Below are 15,788 nucleotides of genomic sequence, written 5' to 3'. Positions count from 1 at the left end.
CCGCCGACCCACCCCCGAAGGACCGCCCATGAGCGCTGTGCCCGTCCGTGACCAGGCCGCCCCCTCCCACTACGCCCTCAGTCCGCGACGGGAGCGCCGCGACGTGTCCCGCGCCCGGTGGCGGCTCCGGGCGGTCCACGCCGACGTCGTCGAGTTCGGCCCCGCCGGGGACCCTGAGCTGGTGCGCACGGCCGAGGCGCTGGACCTGCTCGAACTCGCGGACGCGGCCCGGCCCTGACCCCGGTGGGTCGGCCCTGGACCGGCCCCGTCAGTTCCGAGCCCACCTGCTCCGGTCCGGCCTCTCGGCCCTGACCAGGGCGGGCGTCACCGGTGCGCATAACCACCGTCACACCCCCGGGGGCGACGGTGTGTCAACCCCGAGAGTGACCACGGCGTCTCAGAGTGAGACGGCACGCGCCGTCAGGCTCGCGTGAGGGCACGCGTTCACGGCAGGGGGCACGATGGAGGGCCGTAACGGCAACCTTGTGGAGAGCGGAGCGTACTGGCTCCTCTACGTGGTCTCGGTCAGCGGCGCGCTGCTGCACTGGCGCCTGGGCAACGAGGGGATGGCCGCCCTGTGCGCCGCCGTGGCGGTGTTCGGCGCCCTGCTCATCAGCCGGAGGCACCACAACCTCGCCGCGTGAGCCCCGGCTCCGGGCCGTTCGCGCCCTCCGCCGCACGGGTCGTCGCGCCCGACTCGTTCCCGTCCCTTCCGGGCTGACCGTCGCGTGCGGTGCCCACCCCTCCCGCGCGCGCCCGGAAGCAGACACGCGACACCTCCGCCCACACGGCACGGGAGACCACCGTCCTCCGGTTCGGCGATCTCCCGCGTTCCGGTACCGGTCAGCCGCTTCGCCCGCGCCCGCACGGCTCGTTAGTACGTAGATGGGCGGGTTTCACCGCTCCGTACGCGTTGCTCCCCTGGACGCAGCACGCGGGCATGCTCGAAGAAGCCGCGTCCTCGATCGAGAAGGCTCCGACCCGGCCTGGGGCCAGCGCGGAACCCCCGAACCGACGACGGGCGGGGGTTCCGTCCCCGTCCCGGCTTATTCCCGCCTCTTCTGGGGTGATCGTCACGCACGGTGCCCACCCTCCCGCGCACGCCTGCCGCCCGCCCGTCCGGATAGGCTGCGCGGTATGCGTTCATGGTCTGCGCCTGACATCGTCCCCCTGCCGGGTACCGGCGGTCCCCTTCGTGTCCACGACACCGCCACCGGCCGGATAAGGACGACGACGCCGGGCCCCCGGGCCGGGATGTACGCCTGCGGCATCACCCCCTACGACGCCGCCCACCTGGGCCACGCCTTCACCTACCTCACCTTCGACCTGGTCAACCGGGTCTGGCGCGACGCGGGCCACGACGTCGACTACGTGCAGAACACCACCGACATCGACGACCCGCTCCTGGAGCGCGCGGAGGCCACCGGCGTCGACTGGCGCGACCTCGCCCACCGCGAGATCGACGTCTTCCGCGAGGACATGGCCGCCCTGCGGATCATCCCCCCGACCTCCTACGTCGGCGTGGTGGAGTCCGTCGACCTCATCAGCGACCTCGCCGCACGCATCCGCGACACCGGCGCCGCCTACGAACTGGACGGGGACCTGTACTTCTCCGTCGCCGAGGCGCCCGAGTTCGGCGAGATCAGCCACCTGGACCGCGGGCGGATGCTGGAGCTGTTCGGCGAACGCGGCGGCGACCCCCAGCGCACCGGCAAGAAGGACCCGCTCGACTGGCTGCTCTGGCGCGCCGAGCGCCCCGGCGAGCCCGCCTGGGACAGCCCCCTTGGCCGCGGGCGCCCCGGCTGGCACATCGAGTGCAGCGCCATCGCCCTGGACCGGCTCGGCCCGGCCTTCGACCTCAACGGCGGCGGCAGCGACCTGATCTTCCCCCACCACGAGATGGGCGCGGCCGAGACCCGATGCGCCACGGGCGGACCCAACGCCCACAACCACCTGCACGTGGGCATGGTCGGCCTCGACGGCGAGAAGATGTCCAAGTCCCTGGGCAACCTGGTCTTCGTCTCCAAGCTGCGCCAGCAGGGCGTGGACCCGGCCGTCATCCGCCTGGCCATGCTCGCCCACCACTACCGCGCTCCGTGGGAGTGGACCGACGCCGAACTCCCCGCCGCCACCGCCCGCGCCGAGCGCTGGCGCTCCGCCCTCGCCCTGGGCGCGGCGCCCGACGCCGCCCCGGTGCTCGCCGCCGTGCGCGCGGCCCTGACCGAGGACCTGGACTCCCCGGCGGCCCTGGCCGCGGTGGACGCCTGGGCCGACACCGCCCTCACCGAGGGCGGCGCCGACACCGGGGCGCCCGCCCTGGTGCGCGCGACCGCGGACACCCTGCTGGGCGTGCGCCTGTAACCGCGGGCCGCCTGGTACCACCGGACGCGACCGGCGACACCGAAGGCCCTCGATGCCGCCGGTCCGCCGCCCTAGGGAGCGGAGAGTCCGGGGTGGTGCTCACCGGCGGACTCCGCGGGGGACAACCGGACGACCGGGATGTCGTTCCCGATGTCCGCGCCCACCCGCTCGAACCACTCCTCGCCGTCGTCCACCCCGTACCCCAGCGCGCGCAGCAGCGCCACGGCGGCGGCCGGGTGCTGCTCGGCGTAGCTCATCAGCGCCTCACCGGACTCCTGCGGCGACAGGACTGCGGCGGTGCCCCGGTGGCGCCGGTTGCCCAACTGGAACAGCACCCGCGGCTCGCGCTCGACGTTGCGCAACCACTGCGACCGCCTTCCGTACCCCGAGGCCACCAGCACGGTCCCCTCGGCGTCGTCGCCGCCGATGACCTCCAGCACCGCCTGGCGGGCCTCTCCCGTTGCCCGCCCCCTGTGCGTGAGCAGTACGAACCGGCGGCCCATCAGGCAGCCCAGCCCGGTCCGGTAGATCCAGATGGGGGCGCGGAACAGGGCCCGGCGCAGGGGTGTGGTGGGCGGCTGGGCGAACGACATGGTGTGGCCTTCCTCGGGGCGGCCCCGTAGCCGGGGGCCCGAGTATAGCCAGACCGTTCCCAGCGCTCCCCGGAGGCGCACCCGCGGACCCTCGGCGGCCGCTGCCACGATCCGGGACATGCGGACAGGACCGGACGTACTCCACACCACCGACTGGACCCGTACCCTCCACTCCTACGGCTCCGGCGCCCCGGGCACCTCGCCGACCTTCTCACCGGCGACGCGCGTGAGCGCGAGCGCGCGCTGGACCACCTCCACGGCGCGCTCCCGCACCAGGGCGCGGTCTATCCGGCCACCGTCCCCGCTGCCCTGTTCGTCGCCGCGATCCCGGGCGGCCCCGAACCCGACGGCCGGGCCCGGGGCCCGCTCCCCGAGGCGTCGGGCGAGGACCTGGGCTCCCCGCGCCGCGTCCTGTCGGGCTTCCTGGCCGCCCCGGTCGAGGGCGCGCTGCACCAGACACCCTCCGGCCCGGTGGCCCGACCGCCCACCGGGCCTTCCGGGCCGCCGACCCCGCCGGGCTGACCGCCGTCCAGCGCGACTGCCTCCGGGGCCCGGCCGACCACGACGGCTCGCGGGACGGCCGGTTCGCCGACTTCCCGGTCCTGCTCGCCCGGCTGGGGCCGCCCCGCGAGCGCCACGGGCTCCGCGCGACGCTCGCGGTCCCAGCCGGTCGGGGCGGAGCCCCGAGGTGAGCGGACCGGGAAGCGCCGTTTCCCATTCGTGCGCATATGTCGTGTTATGCACGCTCGGGGTGACCACCTGTGGCCACGGACTCGCGAAAACGCCGGTATCCGGGGTCCGACCGTGGTGGGATAGCCCCCATGACGACCCCCACGCGGCACAGCGCGGCCGCCGAACTCATCGCGGACTTCGTCTCCACCGGTGCCGGGCTCGCCGACCGGGCCGACCTCGCGCGGTTCCTGCGCGAGCACCGCCTGGCCGCCGAGGGAGCCATCCCCATCACCCTCGCCGACCTCGACGAGGCCATCGCCCTGCGCGACGGTATCCGGGCGGTCCTGGAGCGGCGGGCCGAACCCGACCACGAGGCCATCGCCCGGGGCCAGAAGGTTCTGGACGGCCTCCGCGTCACCGTGCGCCTCCAGGCCTCACACGAGGCCCCCGTGCCGTTGGCCCCCGCGGTCGTGGACGAGGTCCGCCGCGGGCTGGCCCGCATCGCCGGGGCCTGGGCCGTGGTGCTGTCCACGGGGGAGTGGCGCCACATGCGGGTCTGAGGGCCCCAGGCGCGCCCGGAGCCGCCGCGGGGGCCTCAGCCCTCGTCGTGACGGCGCAGGTAGCGCTCGAACTCCCGGGCGATCGCGTCGCCGGAGGCCTCCGGCAGGTCGGCGGTGTCCTTCGCCTCCTCCAGGCCGCGCACGTACGCCGCGATGTCCTCGTCCTCGGCGGTGAGCTCGTTGACGTTGGACTCCCACGCCACCGCGTCCTCGGGCAGGTCGCCCAGCGGCACCCGCGCGCCCAGGAAGTCCTCCACCCACGCCAGCAGCGCCAGGGAGGCCTTCGGGCACGGCGGCTGGGCGACGTAGTGGGGGATGGCCGCCCACAGCGACGCGGTCTCGATCCCCACCGCGCTGAACGCCTCGTGCACCACGCCCATGATCCCGGTCGGGCCCGAGTAGGTGGTCGCCTCCAGCCCCAGCGCCGCGCCCAGCTCCACGGGCGAGGCCATCCCGGTCACCGGGATCGGCCGCGTGTGCGGGGCGTCCGCCAGCAGCGAACCGAGCATCACCATCCGGGTGACGCCCAGCTCCCGGGCCACGGCCAGCAGGTCGGCGGCGTAGGAGCGCCACCGCATGTTCGGCTCTGGGCCCGTCACCAGCACCACGTCGCGCTCCGACCCCGGCGGCGTCGCCACCCGGACCCGGGTCGTGGGCCACTCGATCCCACCGACCACACCGTCCACGATCGACATGCGCGGCCGGGCCACCTGGAAGTCGTAGTAGTCGTCCGGTGCCAGTGCGCACAGCTCGTAGGCGTCCCATTCCCTCGACAGGTGCTCCACGGCCAGGCTGGCCGCCTCACCGGCGTCGTTCCATCCCTCGAACGCCGCCACCATCACGGGATCAACAAGCTCCCGGACGAGCTTGGTCATGTGGCTCCTCCCTGCACGCGGACGAAGTCCACCCTACGGCGTGCCGACCCGCCCGGGGAACCGTTCGGGGGCGCTCGGCCGGAGGGCTCGTCCCGCCGCACCGCGGGACTCCCGTCTCATCTAGTGGAACAGGCGATGGGATAACCTCACAGACAGCGACTGACCAGGACACCGCCGTCCCCGGACGACCGACCCGCCCCGCACCGCGGGTCCGCCCAGTGCCACGCGTCACGGGGACACCGACTGGGCCGCCGCGGTGCTCCGACGTAGAGTTGCCAGATATGAGAGCCAGCCCCACCTTCCGCGAAACCCTGTCCCGCCGTGTGGTCGTGGCGGACGGAGCGATGGGCACCATGCTCCAGGCGCACGATCTCGACCTCGACCAGTTCGAGGGGCACGAGGGATGCAACGACATCCTCAACCTCACCCGTCCCGACATCGTCCGCGACACCCATGCCGCCTTTCTTGCCGTGGGTTCGGACGCCATCGAGACGAACACGTTCTCGGCCAACCTCGGCGGGCTCGCCGAGTACGGCATCGAGGACCGCACCTACGAGATCGCCCGAGCCGGAGCGCAGGTGGCCCGCGAGGCCGCCGACGCCTACTCCACCCCCGACCAGCCCCGCTACGTCCTCGGGTCCGTGGGCCCGGGAAACCGGCTGCCCACCCTGGGCCACGCGCCCTACTCCCAACTGCGCGACTACTACGAGCAGTGCGCGCGCGGTCTGATCGACGGCGGATCCGACGCCATCCTCATCGAGACCTGCCAGGACCTGCTCCAGGTCAAGGCAGCCGTGGTGGCCGCCCAGCGCGCCCGCCGCGCCGCGGGCAGGGACGTGCCGATCATCGCCCAGGTCAGCATCGAGACCAACGGCACCATGCTGCTCGGCTCCGAGATCGGCGCCGCGCTGACCTCCCTGGAGCCGCTGGGCGCCGACGTCATCGGCCTCAACTGCTCCACCGGCCCCGCCGAGATGAGCGAGCACCTGCGCTACCTGTCGCACCACTCGCCCATCCCCCTCTCCTGCATGCCCAACGCGGGCCTGCCCCAACTCGGTCCCAACGGAGCTGTCTACAACCTCTCGCCCGCCGAGCTGGCCGACGCCCACGACTCCTTCACCTCCGAGTTCGGCCTGAGCCTGGCCGGCGGCTGCTGCGGCACCACCCCCGAGCACCTGCGCCACGTGGTGGAGCGCGTCCAGGGGCGCGGCATCAAGAACCGCAAGCCCCTGGTGGAGGCGTCATCCTCCTCCCTTTACCAGAGCGTGCCCTTCCGCCAGGACGCCAGCTACCTGGCCGTGGGCGAGCGCACCAACGCCAACGGCTCCAAGAAGTTCCGCGAGGCCATGCTGGAGGGCCGCTGGGACGACTGCGTGGAGATCGCGCGCGACCAGATCCGCGACGGCGCCCATCTGCTCGACCTCAACATCGACTACGTGGGCCGCGACGGGGTCAGCGACATGCGCGAGCTGGCCTCGCGCCTGGCCACCTCCTCCACGCTGCCGATCATGCTCGACTCCACCGAGCCGCCGGTCCTGGAGGCGGGCCTGGAGGCCCTCGGCGGCAGGAGCGTGGTCAACTCCGTCAACTACGAGGACGGCGACGGCCCCGACTCCCGCTTCACCCGCATCATGGGGCTGGTCAAGGAGCACGGCGCCGCCGTCGTGGGTCTGTGCATCGACGAGGAGGGCCAGGCCCGCACCGCCGAGTGGAAGGTGCGCGTCGCCACCCGCCTCATCGAGCAGATCACCGGCGAGTGGGGGCTGAACACCGGCGACATCGTCATCGACTGCCTCACCTTCCCCATCACCACCGGGCAGGAGGAGACCCGCCGGGACGGCCTGGAGACGATCAACGCCATCCGCGAGCTCAAGCGGCTCTACCCGGACGTGCAGACCACCCTGGGCCTGTCCAACCTGTCCTTCGGCCTCAACCCGGCCGCCCGCATCGTGCTCAACTCGGTGTTCCTGCACGAGGCGGTCCAGGCGGGGCTGGACTCGGCGATCGTGCACGCCTCCAAGATCGTGCCGATCAACCAGATCCCCGAGGACCAGCGCGAGGTCGCCCTCGACATGGTCTACGACCGGCGCGAGGGCGACTACGACCCCCTCTCGCGTTTCATGGAGATGTTCGAGGGCGTGGACGCCAAGTCCATGAAGGCCTCCCGCGCCGAGGAGCTGGCCGCCCTGCCGCTGTGGGAGCGCCTGGAGCGGCGCATCATCGACGGAGAGATGGCAGGGATCGAGGCCGACCTCGACGAGGCGCTGGAGTCCAAGCCCGCCCTGGCCATCGTCAACGACACCCTGCTCTCGGGCATGAAGACCGTCGGCGAGCTGTTCGGCTCCGGCCAGATGCAGCTGCCCTTCGTCCTCAAGTCCGCCGAGGTCATGAAGGGAGCCGTCGCCTACCTCGAACCCCACATGGAGAAGAGCGACGACGACGGCAAGGGCCGCATCGTCCTGGCCACCGTCAAGGGCGACGTCCACGACATCGGCAAGAACCTGGTGGACATCATCCTGTCCAACAACGGCTACGACGTGGTCAACATCGGCATCAAGCAGCCGGTGTCGGCGATCCTGGAGGCCGCGGAGGAGCAGCGCGCCGACGTGATCGGCATGTCCGGCCTGCTGGTCAAGTCCACGGTCATCATGAAGGAGAACCTGGAGGAGATGAACTCCAGGGGCCTGTCCGAGCGCTTCCCGGTCCTGCTGGGCGGCGCCGCGCTCACCCGCTCCTACGTGGAGCAGGACCTGGCCGAGGTCTTCGACGGCCACGTGCGCTACGCCAAGGACGCCTTCGAGGGCCTGCGCCTTATGGACGCGTTCATGGCGGTCAAGCGCGGTGAGGAGGGCGCCGAGCTTCCCGCCCTGCGCCAGCGCCGGGTCAAGACGGGGGCCAAGCTCAAGGTGACCGAGCCCGAGGAGGTTCCCGCCCGCAGCGACGTCTCGACCACCAACCCGGTGCCCAAGCCGCCCTTCCTGGGCGACCGGATCAGCAAGGGCATCCCGCTGGCCGACTACGCCGCCTTCCTCGACGAGCGGGCCACCTTCATGGGCCAGTGGGGGCTCAAGGCCGCCCGGGGCGGCGAGGGCCCCAGCTACGAGGAGCTGGTGGAGACCGAGGGCCGCCCCCGGATGCGGATGTGGCTGGACCGCATCCAGACCGACGGCCTGCTGGAGGCGGCCGTGGTGCACGGCCACTTCCCCTGCTACAGCGAGGGCGACGACCTGGTGGTGCTGAACGAGGAGGGCGCCGAGCGCACCCGCTTCACCTTCCCGCGCCAGCGCCGGGACCGCCACCTGTGCCTGTCCGACTTCTTCCGGCCCAAGGAGTCGGGGGAGCTGGACGTGGTGTCCTTCCAGGTGGTGACCGTGGGCCCGGCGATCAGCCGCGCCACCGCCGAGCTGTTCGCCAAGAACGCCTACCGCGACTACCTGGAGCTGCACGGGCTGTCGGTGCAGCTGACCGAGGCCCTGGCCGAGTACTGGCACACCCGGGTGCGCGCGGAGCTGGGCTTCGCCGGTGAGGACCCGGCCGAGCTGGATGCGTTCTTCAAGCTCGGTTACCGGGGGGCCCGCTTCTCCCTGGGCTACGGGGCCTGCCCCGACCTGGAGGACCGCGCCAAGATCATGCGCCTGCTGGAGCCCGAGCGGGTGGGCGTGACACTGTCGGAGGAGTTCCAGCTGGTGCCCGAGCAGGCGACCGACGCGATCGTGGTCCACCACCCGGAGGCGACCTACTTCAACGTCTGACCGGCTCGTCCGTGGCGGACCGTCCGGAGCGCGGCCCCGTACCCCCCGGGGGGTACGGGGCCGCGCGTGCGCGGACGCGAGTGTGGGGCAGCTCTCCACCCGCCGGCGTCCGAGTGTTCGTAGTGTGGAAAGGACGCCGACAGGTCCTCTTCACGGCGCGGACGCCCCGCGTCCCGCACGATGATGACGCACAGCCCGGGTGTCCCGTGGGCCAGCGGGCAACCCATGACACACGAGGGGAGAGCGTGGTGCCGCCCGGTCCGGAAGGCGCCACCCAACGTATGAGCGAGCAGAGCACGCTGAGTCCCGAAGCCTCCGGCACCCGGACCTCCCGGGCCAGACGCCTCCAGGCCGTACTCCTGGACATGGACGGCACCCTCATCGAGAGCGAGCACCTTTGGGGTGAGGCCGAGGCCGACCTGGTCGCCGAACTGGGCGGCGTGTGGACCGACGAGGACCACCAGCGCAACGTCGGCAGCGCCGCCGAGTCCGTGGGCCGCTACATCATCGACCTGGCCGGCGCGCACCACCTCACCCCGCGCGAGGTCGCCGACCGCCTGTACGCGAGGTTCCGCGCCAGGCTCGCCGGAGGCGCCGACCTGCGCCCGGGCGCCAAGGAGCTGGTCACCCTGCTGTCGGAGTCCGGTGTCCCGGTGGTCCTGGTGACCTCCACCGAGAGGACGCTGGTGCAGGCGGCGATCGGCGGGATCGGCCTGGACAACTTCGACGACTCGGTCGCCGGGGACGAGGTCGAGGCGAACAAGCCCCACCCCGACCCGTACCTGAGGGCCGCCCGGCGGCTCGGCGTGGACCCCGCGCGCTGCGTGGCCTTCGAGGACTCGGTGGTCGGCGTGGCCTCGGCGGCCGACGCCGGGTGCGTCACGGTCGCTGTGCCCAACCACGTGCACATCCCGCCGCGCGAGGGCGTGGTGTTCCGCGACAGCCTGGTGGGCGTGGACCTGGACTGGCTGGAGTCCCTGCTCGCCGACCGCTGAGCCGGGCCCGCCGGTCGCCCCGCTCCCACCTGCCCCGACGCTCCCTCCCGTGCCCCGGCCGCCCGTCCGGGCACGGGAGTAGCGTGGGTGGAAGGAGGCCCCGACTCCGGGGCCTGACCTAGGGGATCGACCGGATGCGCGCTCCGGCGCCGGATGGGAGACTGGGCCCATGCCTGAGAACTTGACGTGGATGACCGGTCTGGTCCTGGGAGGCGGACTCACCCTCGCGGGACTGGTGATCTCCTTCTTCGTGTGGCGCGCCAAGGGCGCCGCCTCGGGTCTGCGGGGCGTGGCGTGGTCGCTGCTGCCGCTGGCCGCCGGTCTGATCGGGCTGATGAACGCCGTCTGGCAGTTCGCCATGAACATCTTCGGCATCCTGGTCGGCCTGCTGTTCAACCCCGCGGTGTGGGCCGGTGTGGCCCTGGCGGGTCTGGCGGTGGTGCTCTACGTCGTCTCGGGCGTCATGCGCGCCCGTGACGTGGGCACCCGGCCCGGCAAGGCCGAGGCGGCCAAGGCCGGGGCGGGCGGCGCGGCGGCGCCCGGTGCGACCACCGCGGCCCCGGGCGCCAAGGGGAAGGTGGGCCCGGCCCCCAAGGCCGGGGGCGCAGACGACCTCTCCGACCTGGACGACATCGAGGAGCTGCTGCGCAAGCGCGGCATCGAGTGAGCGGCGCGGGCACGGCCCGCACACCCTTCGTGACGACGGTTCCGCGGGCGCGGGACCGTCGTTCTCGTGTGCGCCGTGACCGTCACCGTAAGTGTTCGCGGCGGGGTCCTGGCGTGCCTGTGGCCGTCGCTCTGCGTCTCCTTGCGGACACCCTGAGACGTATAGCACTTGCCATAGTGTGCCTCTTCCAGGGTCGAACCGGTGCATATCCGGACGTATCGTGGGCCCGGCGGTGGGGGTGTCGCCGCAGCTCGCGACCGGTCGTCGGATGAATGCGAACTCTGTAGCCTTTTGTTGTTATATAGGCCTTTTGACATTGTTTGTCACGATTTAGATACATGATCGGATATTGGACGCTATGCGTTCGGATCGCGAGTAAGTTGGTCGCTGTGTAACAGCCCGGGCGCAACGGTCCCGGTGTGTCCAACTTCTCAGGTGATGTGACACACCCAGCGGACCGGGTCTGCGGAGGCGGGTCATCCGCCCTCCCCGCCGACACGCAAGCCCACGCCAGCCAGCGTCGAGAACCGGCCGGCCCCACCGTGCGCGAACCGCAGGTCACCCCTCCTTGCGGTCGCGCGCGTGGGTTCTGTCCCGTTCCCCTCGGCCAGAAGCGTATGAGTGGAGAGTGGTGGCCTGATGAGCGCGCCCTCGCATGCCCCCGATTCGGCGGAGCAGGCGGAGCAGAACGACGCCGTGAACGTCGCTGCGCAGGCCCACGGGGTCCGCGGAGACTCCGACAACCGGTCCCTGCGCCAGATCGCCTGGCAGCGGCTGCGCAAGGACAAGGTCGCGATGGTCTCCGGCGTGGTCGTGGTCCTGCTCATCCTCGCCGCGATCTTCGCGCCCCTCCTGGCCAAGTGGTTCGGTCACCCGCCCACCCAGTTCCACCAGGACCTGATCGACCCGGCTCTGCGTACGCCCTACCTCGACCCGGAGCGGCCGGAACTGGGTGCCGACCCCTGGGGAGGCATCAGCGCCGACCACCTGCTGGGCGTCGAGCCCACCACCGGACGCGACCTGTTCAGCCGCATCCTCTACGGCGCGCAGATCTCCCTGTTGGTGGCCTTCCTCGCCACGCTCGTGTGCGTCGCCATCGGCACCGTCATGGGCATCCTCGCCGGTTACCTCGGGGGTTGGGTCGACACCCTGATCAGCCGGGCCATGGACATCTTCCTGGCCTTCCCGCTGATGCTCTTCGCCATCGCCCTGGTCGGAGTCATTCCCGAGGGGGTTCTCGGCCTGACGGGCAACGGTCTGCGGATCGGCGTCATCGTCTTCATCATCGGGTTCTTCAACTGGCCCTACATCGCGCGCATCGTCCGGGGGCAGACGCTCTCCCTCCGCGAGCGGGAGTTCGTGGAGGCCGCCAGGAGCCTGGGCGCCAGCAACCGGCACATCCTCTTCCGGGAGATCCTGCCCAACCTGGTCACGCCGATCATCGTCTACGCGACCCTGCTCATTCCCACGAACATCCTGTTCGAGGCGGCCCTGAGCTTCCTGGGCGTCGGTATCAACCCGCCTACGCCCAGTTGGGGAAAGATGCTCTCCGAGGCGGTGCCCTTCTACCAGACGGCACCTTACTTCATCATCATCCCGGGCATGGCGATCTTCATCACCGTCCTCGCCTTCAACCTGTTCGGTGACGGGCTGCGCGACGCCTTCGACCCCAAGACCTCCGACTGACCCGCTGACGGCAACCGCCCCGCCCGGTCGTCGAAGCAAGGGATCCGACCACAGGTTGATCCCATCATCCCCATCAGTTTCGCAAGAGAGGCAGTTCCTTGAGGAAACGCACACTCGGCTTCGTCGCGCTGGGCGCGGCGGCGTCCATCTTCCTTTCGGCGTGTGGCGGAGGAGGCTCCGCTGGCAGCGGCTCCGCGTCCGACAACGAGTTCGACCAGGGCTCCACCGAGGTCGTCAACGCCTCCGAGCAGACCGGCGGCACTCTGCGCTACGCCATCGAGGCCGACTTCGACTCCACGGACCCAGGCAACACCTACTACGCGTTCAACTGGAACTTCTCCCGGTACTACGCGCGTACGCTGCTGGCCTTCAACCCGGAGCCGGGTGAGAACGCCACGGACCTGGTGCCCGACATGGCCGCTGGTATGCCGGAGCCCAACGAGGACTTCACCGAGTGGACCGTCAAGATCCAGGAGGGCCTCAAGTACGAGGACGGCAGTGAGATCACGGCCCAGGACATCAAGTACGGCATCGCCCGCTCCAACTTCAACGGCGGAGTGCTCGCCGAGGGGCCGCAGTACTTCAAGGCCCACCTGGACCAGGACGACCACAACGTCTATGAGGGTTCCGACCCGCTCGCGGGCTTCGACTCCATCGAGACCCCCGACGACTACACCCTGGTCTTCCACCTCAAGGACTCCTTCTCGGAGTTCCCGAACGTGTTGACCCAGCCGCAGACCGCCCCGGTGCCCGTGGAGGCCGACCGCGGTGAGCTCTACCAGGAGCGGGTCCTCGCCTCCGGCCCGTACAAGTTCGACGGCAACTACGAGCCCGGCGTCAAGCTCCACCTTGAGCGCAACGAGCACTGGGACCCCGAGACCGACCCGATCCGCGCGGCCCTGCCCGACCGTGTCGAGGTCGAGATCGGCGTCAGCCAGGACGAGATCGACGAGCGCCTGGTCAACGGCGAGGTGGATGTCGACCTGCGCGGTGCCGGTGTGGCCCCGGCGATGAACGCCCGTCTGCTCCAGGACGAGGCCGTTCAGGGAAACCTGGACAACCCGTACTCGGGCGCCCTGCGCTACGTGAACATCCACACCCCGATCATCGAGGACGTGGCCTGCCGTCAGGCGATCATGTACGCGGCCAACCGTGACAGCCTGCACCGCGCCTGGGGCGGCGCGACCGGCGGCGACATCGCCACCAACCTGCTTCCGCCAGCGATCCCCGGCTCCAACACGGGGTCGGACCTGTACCCCTCCGAGGACAACACGGGTGACCTCGAAGCGGCCAAGGCGAAGCTGGAGGAGTGCGGTGAGGCCGACGGTTTCAGTACCAACATCGCCGTTCGCGCCGAGAGCGAGAAGGACGTCCAGACCGCTGAGGCCCTCCAGGAGGCCCTGAACCGGGTGGGCATCAAGGCTGAGATCAAGAGCTTCCCGGCCGCGGACTTCTTCGGTCAGTACGCGGGCTCGCAGGACTACGTCCGTGAGAACAACATCGGTATGAGCGTCTCGGGCTGGGGCCCGGACTGGCCGACCGGCTACGGATTCGCCTCCAAGATCACCGACGGCGACGCCATCCAGCCGACCGGTAACTTCAACACCGCTGAGCTGGACGACCCGGAGATCAACGGCCTGTGGGACGAGGCCCTCGCCACCGAGGACCCCGAGGAGCGCGCTGCCATCTACGAGCAGATCGACACCCTGGTCATGGAGCAGGCGGCCATTCTGCCGGTCGTCTTCGACAAGGCCCTGTTCTACCGCTCCGACGAGCTGACCAACGTCTACTACCAGCCCGCGTACATGATGTACGACTTCATGGCGCTCGGTGTGGACCGCGGCTAGCCCCTCCCTACCGGCCTGAACTAGTACGAGAAGGCAGGTGAAGGCGGCGGGGGTGCCACGGCCCCGTGGGCGCCCCCGCCGCCGACCGCGATGCTGAACTACATTCTCCGCCGCCTCGGAGCGGGGCTGCTGCTGCTCGCCGTCGTCACGGCGGTGACCTTCTGGATCTTCTACGTCCTGCCCCGGTGGGCGGGCGTCACACCGCAGGGCATGGCCGCGATGTACGTGGGCAAGGCTCCCACGCCCGAGGCGCTCGACGCCACGGTGGAACGCCTCGGCCTGGACCAACCCGTGGCCGTGCAGTTCCTGGACTTCGTCCGCAGTCTCCTGTTCGGCCAGGAGTTCACCTTCGGCCGCCAGACGGTCGAGTGCGCCGCACCCTGCCTGGGCTACTCCTTCACCACCAACAGCCCCGTGCTGCCCCAGTTGCTCGACCGACTGCCGGTCACCGGATCGCTCGCCCTCGGCGCGGCGGTCATGTGGGTCGTCGGTGGCGTGGCCGTCGGCGTCCTGTCCGCGGTCAAGAAGGGCAGCGTCTTCGACCGCCTGGCTATGAGCGCCGCCCTGATCGGCGTGTCCCTGCCGATCTACTTCACCGGTCTGCTCGCCCTGGCCTTCCTCGTGCACGAGTGGGAGCTGTTCCCGGTCTCGCGTTACGTACCCTTCACTGAGGATCCTGTCGCCTGGTTCCAGGTGATGTTCCTGCCCTGGGTCACCCTGGCCTTCCTGCACGCCGCGCAGTACGCGCGCCAGACGCGCGCGGGCATGCTGGAGGTCCTGGGCGAGGACTACATCCGCACCGCCCGTGCCAAGGGGCTGAGCGAGCGCCGCGTGATCTTCAAGCACGCGCTGCGCCCGACGCTGACGCCCATCGTCACCATCTTCGGCTTGGACATCGGTCTGGTCCTGGGCGGTGCGATCCTCACCGAAACGGTGTTCTCCCTCAACGGTATCGGCGCCTACGCGATCGACTCGATCATCTCCAAGGACCTGCCCGTCATCCTGGGTGTCACCCTGATGGGCGCGGTCTTCATCGTCGTCTGCAACCTCGTCGTCGACCTGCTCTATCCGGTCGTCGACCCGCGGGTGCGGGTCGCGAAGTAACTCGCGACAGCGTTGAACAGAGCAGCTCTAACGAAGGAAAGTGACATGGCCTCGACCGACCCCGTCGTCCGCGTGGACGACCTGCGGGTGACGTTCCCGACCATGGACGGCGACGTCCACGCGGTGAAAGGGCTGTCCTTCGAGGTGCCCGCGGGCGGCGCCCTGGGCATCGTGGGCGAGTCGGGCTCGGGCAAGAGCGTGACCTCGCTGGCCCTCATGGGCCTGCACCGGGGCAGCAAGGCGAAGATCACCGGCTCCATCGAGGTCGCGGGCCAGGACGTGGTCAGCGCCTCGGACAAGAAGCTGCGGCGGATGCGCGGCAACGACATCGCCATGGTCTTCCAGGACCCCATGCAGTCGCTGCACCCCCAGTACACGATCGGCAACCAGCTCATCGAGGCCTACCGCGTCCACCGGCCCAAGGCCACCAAGGCCGAGGCGCACGCCCGCGCGGTGGAGTCGCTGGAGCGGGTGGGCATCCCCGAGCCCGCCAAGCGGATCAACTCCTACCCTCACGAGTTCTCCGGCGGCATGCGCCAGCGGGTGGTCATCGCGATGGGGCTGATGTGCGAGCCCAAGGTGCTGCTGGCCGACGAGCCCACCACCGCCCTGGACGTGACGGTGCAGGCCCAGGTCCTGGACCTGCTGGACGAGCTGCGCCGCGACCTGGGCATGG

The 15,788-nt window shown here is 70.8% G+C and carries 14 protein-coding genes; 11 read left to right on the top strand and 3 right to left on the bottom strand.

Annotated elements, in window-relative coordinates; all coding sequences use genetic code 11:
- The first annotated feature begins 28 nt into the window (after positions 1–28).
- The 3 genes from ABD54_RS20595 (at position 29) to mshC (ending at position 2,361) form a co-directional block, all read left to right on the top strand.
- A complete protein-coding gene (locus ABD54_RS20595; RefSeq protein ID WP_200904157.1) occupies positions 29–238 on the top strand; it encodes a hypothetical protein in 210 nt (69 codons plus the stop codon).
- A gap of 223 nt (positions 239–461) precedes the next feature.
- Complete coding sequence (locus ABD54_RS20590; RefSeq protein WP_013152576.1) at positions 462–644, top strand: hypothetical protein; 183 nt, start codon at positions 462–464, stop codon at positions 642–644.
- A gap of 493 nt (positions 645–1,137) precedes the next feature.
- Positions 1,138–2,361: a cysteine--1-D-myo-inosityl 2-amino-2-deoxy-alpha-D-glucopyranoside ligase gene (mshC, locus tag ABD54_RS20585; RefSeq protein WP_082166921.1), complete on the top strand. Its 1,224-nt coding sequence runs from the start codon at positions 1,138–1,140 to the stop codon at positions 2,359–2,361.
- Positions 2,362–2,432: 71 nt separating this feature from the next.
- Here the strand turns inward: mshC and ABD54_RS20580 are convergent, their stop codons facing one another.
- Positions 2,433–2,954 carry a nitroreductase family deazaflavin-dependent oxidoreductase gene (locus tag ABD54_RS20580; protein ID WP_047871157.1) on the bottom strand — a complete coding sequence of 174 codons (522 nt, stop codon included), beginning with the start codon at positions 2,952–2,954 and terminating at the stop codon, positions 2,433–2,435.
- A gap of 174 nt (positions 2,955–3,128) precedes the next feature.
- On the bottom strand, positions 3,129–3,407 hold the full coding sequence (locus ABD54_RS28365) for a hypothetical protein (protein ID WP_047871156.1): 279 nt from the start codon (positions 3,405–3,407) through the stop codon (positions 3,129–3,131).
- Positions 3,408–3,775: 368 nt separating this feature from the next.
- Between ABD54_RS28365 and ABD54_RS20570 the strand changes: the two genes are divergently transcribed.
- Positions 3,776–4,186: an ABATE domain-containing protein gene (locus ABD54_RS20570; protein WP_047871155.1), complete on the top strand. Its 411-nt coding sequence runs from the start codon at positions 3,776–3,778 to the stop codon at positions 4,184–4,186.
- A gap of 35 nt (positions 4,187–4,221) precedes the next feature.
- Here ABD54_RS20570 and ABD54_RS20565 read toward each other — a convergent pair whose 3' ends face one another.
- A complete protein-coding gene (locus ABD54_RS20565) occupies positions 4,222–5,061 on the bottom strand; it encodes a PAC2 family protein (protein ID WP_047871154.1) in 840 nt (279 codons plus the stop codon).
- Positions 5,062–5,342: 281 nt separating this feature from the next.
- Here ABD54_RS20565 and metH point away from each other — a divergent pair, with 281 nt between their 5' ends.
- The 7 genes from metH to ABD54_RS20530 all read left to right on the top strand — a co-directional run.
- Positions 5,343–8,813, top strand: coding sequence for a methionine synthase (gene metH, locus ABD54_RS20560; RefSeq protein WP_082166920.1), 3,471 nt, complete (start codon positions 5,343–5,345; stop codon positions 8,811–8,813).
- A gap of 281 nt (positions 8,814–9,094) precedes the next feature.
- Positions 9,095–9,808, top strand: coding sequence for an HAD family phosphatase (locus ABD54_RS20555; protein ID WP_047871153.1), 714 nt, complete (start codon positions 9,095–9,097; stop codon positions 9,806–9,808).
- Between the two features lie 169 nt (positions 9,809–9,977).
- Positions 9,978–10,475, top strand: a complete 498-nt coding sequence (locus ABD54_RS20550; protein ID WP_235432134.1) for a cellulose synthase — start codon at positions 9,978–9,980, stop codon at positions 10,473–10,475.
- Between the two features lie 639 nt (positions 10,476–11,114).
- Positions 11,115–12,161: an ABC transporter permease gene (locus ABD54_RS20545; RefSeq protein ID WP_047871151.1), complete on the top strand. Its 1,047-nt coding sequence runs from the start codon at positions 11,115–11,117 to the stop codon at positions 12,159–12,161.
- 98 nt (positions 12,162–12,259) lie between these two features.
- Positions 12,260–14,008 (top strand): ABC transporter substrate-binding protein, encoded by a 1,749-nt coding sequence (locus ABD54_RS20540; protein ID WP_047871150.1) that lies wholly within the window; start codon positions 12,260–12,262, stop codon positions 14,006–14,008.
- Positions 14,009–14,098: 90 nt separating this feature from the next.
- Complete coding sequence (locus tag ABD54_RS20535) at positions 14,099–15,112, top strand: ABC transporter permease (protein ID WP_047871149.1); 1,014 nt, start codon at positions 14,099–14,101, stop codon at positions 15,110–15,112.
- Between the two features lie 45 nt (positions 15,113–15,157).
- A partial coding sequence (locus tag ABD54_RS20530; RefSeq protein WP_047871148.1) for an ABC transporter ATP-binding protein occupies positions 15,158–15,788 on the top strand: 631 nt, incomplete at its 3' end.

Origin of the sequence: Nocardiopsis sp. RV163, from assembly GCF_001029525.1 — a bacterium.
Lineage (GTDB): Bacteria > Actinomycetota > Actinomycetes > Streptosporangiales > Streptosporangiaceae > Nocardiopsis > Nocardiopsis dassonvillei.
This window is presented reverse-complemented; position numbering and strand designations above follow the sequence as displayed.

Bases quoted from the DNA above. Each gene is read 5' to 3' on its own strand.
- ABD54_RS20595 (WP_200904157.1), top strand. From the start codon at position 29: ATGAGCGCTGTGCCCGTCCGTGACCAGGCCGCCCCCTCCCACTACGCC.
- ABD54_RS20565 (WP_047871154.1), bottom strand. From the start codon at position 5,061: ATGACCAAGCTCGTCCGGGAGCTTGTTGATCCCGTGATGGTGGCGGCG.
- ABD54_RS20550 (WP_235432134.1), top strand. From the start codon at position 9,978: ATGCCTGAGAACTTGACGTGGATGACCGGTCTGGTCCTGGGAGGCGGA.
- ABD54_RS20570 (WP_047871155.1), top strand. From the start codon at position 3,776: ATGACGACCCCCACGCGGCACAGCGCGGCCGCCGAACTCATCGCGGAC.
- ABD54_RS20580 (WP_047871157.1), bottom strand. From the start codon at position 2,954: ATGTCGTTCGCCCAGCCGCCCACCACACCCCTGCGCCGGGCCCTGTTC.
- ABD54_RS20535 (WP_047871149.1), top strand. From the start codon at position 14,099: ATGCTGAACTACATTCTCCGCCGCCTCGGAGCGGGGCTGCTGCTGCTC.
- ABD54_RS20545 (WP_047871151.1), top strand. From the start codon at position 11,115: ATGAGCGCGCCCTCGCATGCCCCCGATTCGGCGGAGCAGGCGGAGCAG.
- ABD54_RS20555 (WP_047871153.1), top strand. From the start codon at position 9,095: ATGAGCGAGCAGAGCACGCTGAGTCCCGAAGCCTCCGGCACCCGGACC.
- ABD54_RS20590 (WP_013152576.1), top strand. From the start codon at position 462: ATGGAGGGCCGTAACGGCAACCTTGTGGAGAGCGGAGCGTACTGGCTC.
- metH (WP_082166920.1), top strand. From the start codon at position 5,343: ATGAGAGCCAGCCCCACCTTCCGCGAAACCCTGTCCCGCCGTGTGGTC.
- mshC (WP_082166921.1), top strand. From the start codon at position 1,138: ATGCGTTCATGGTCTGCGCCTGACATCGTCCCCCTGCCGGGTACCGGC.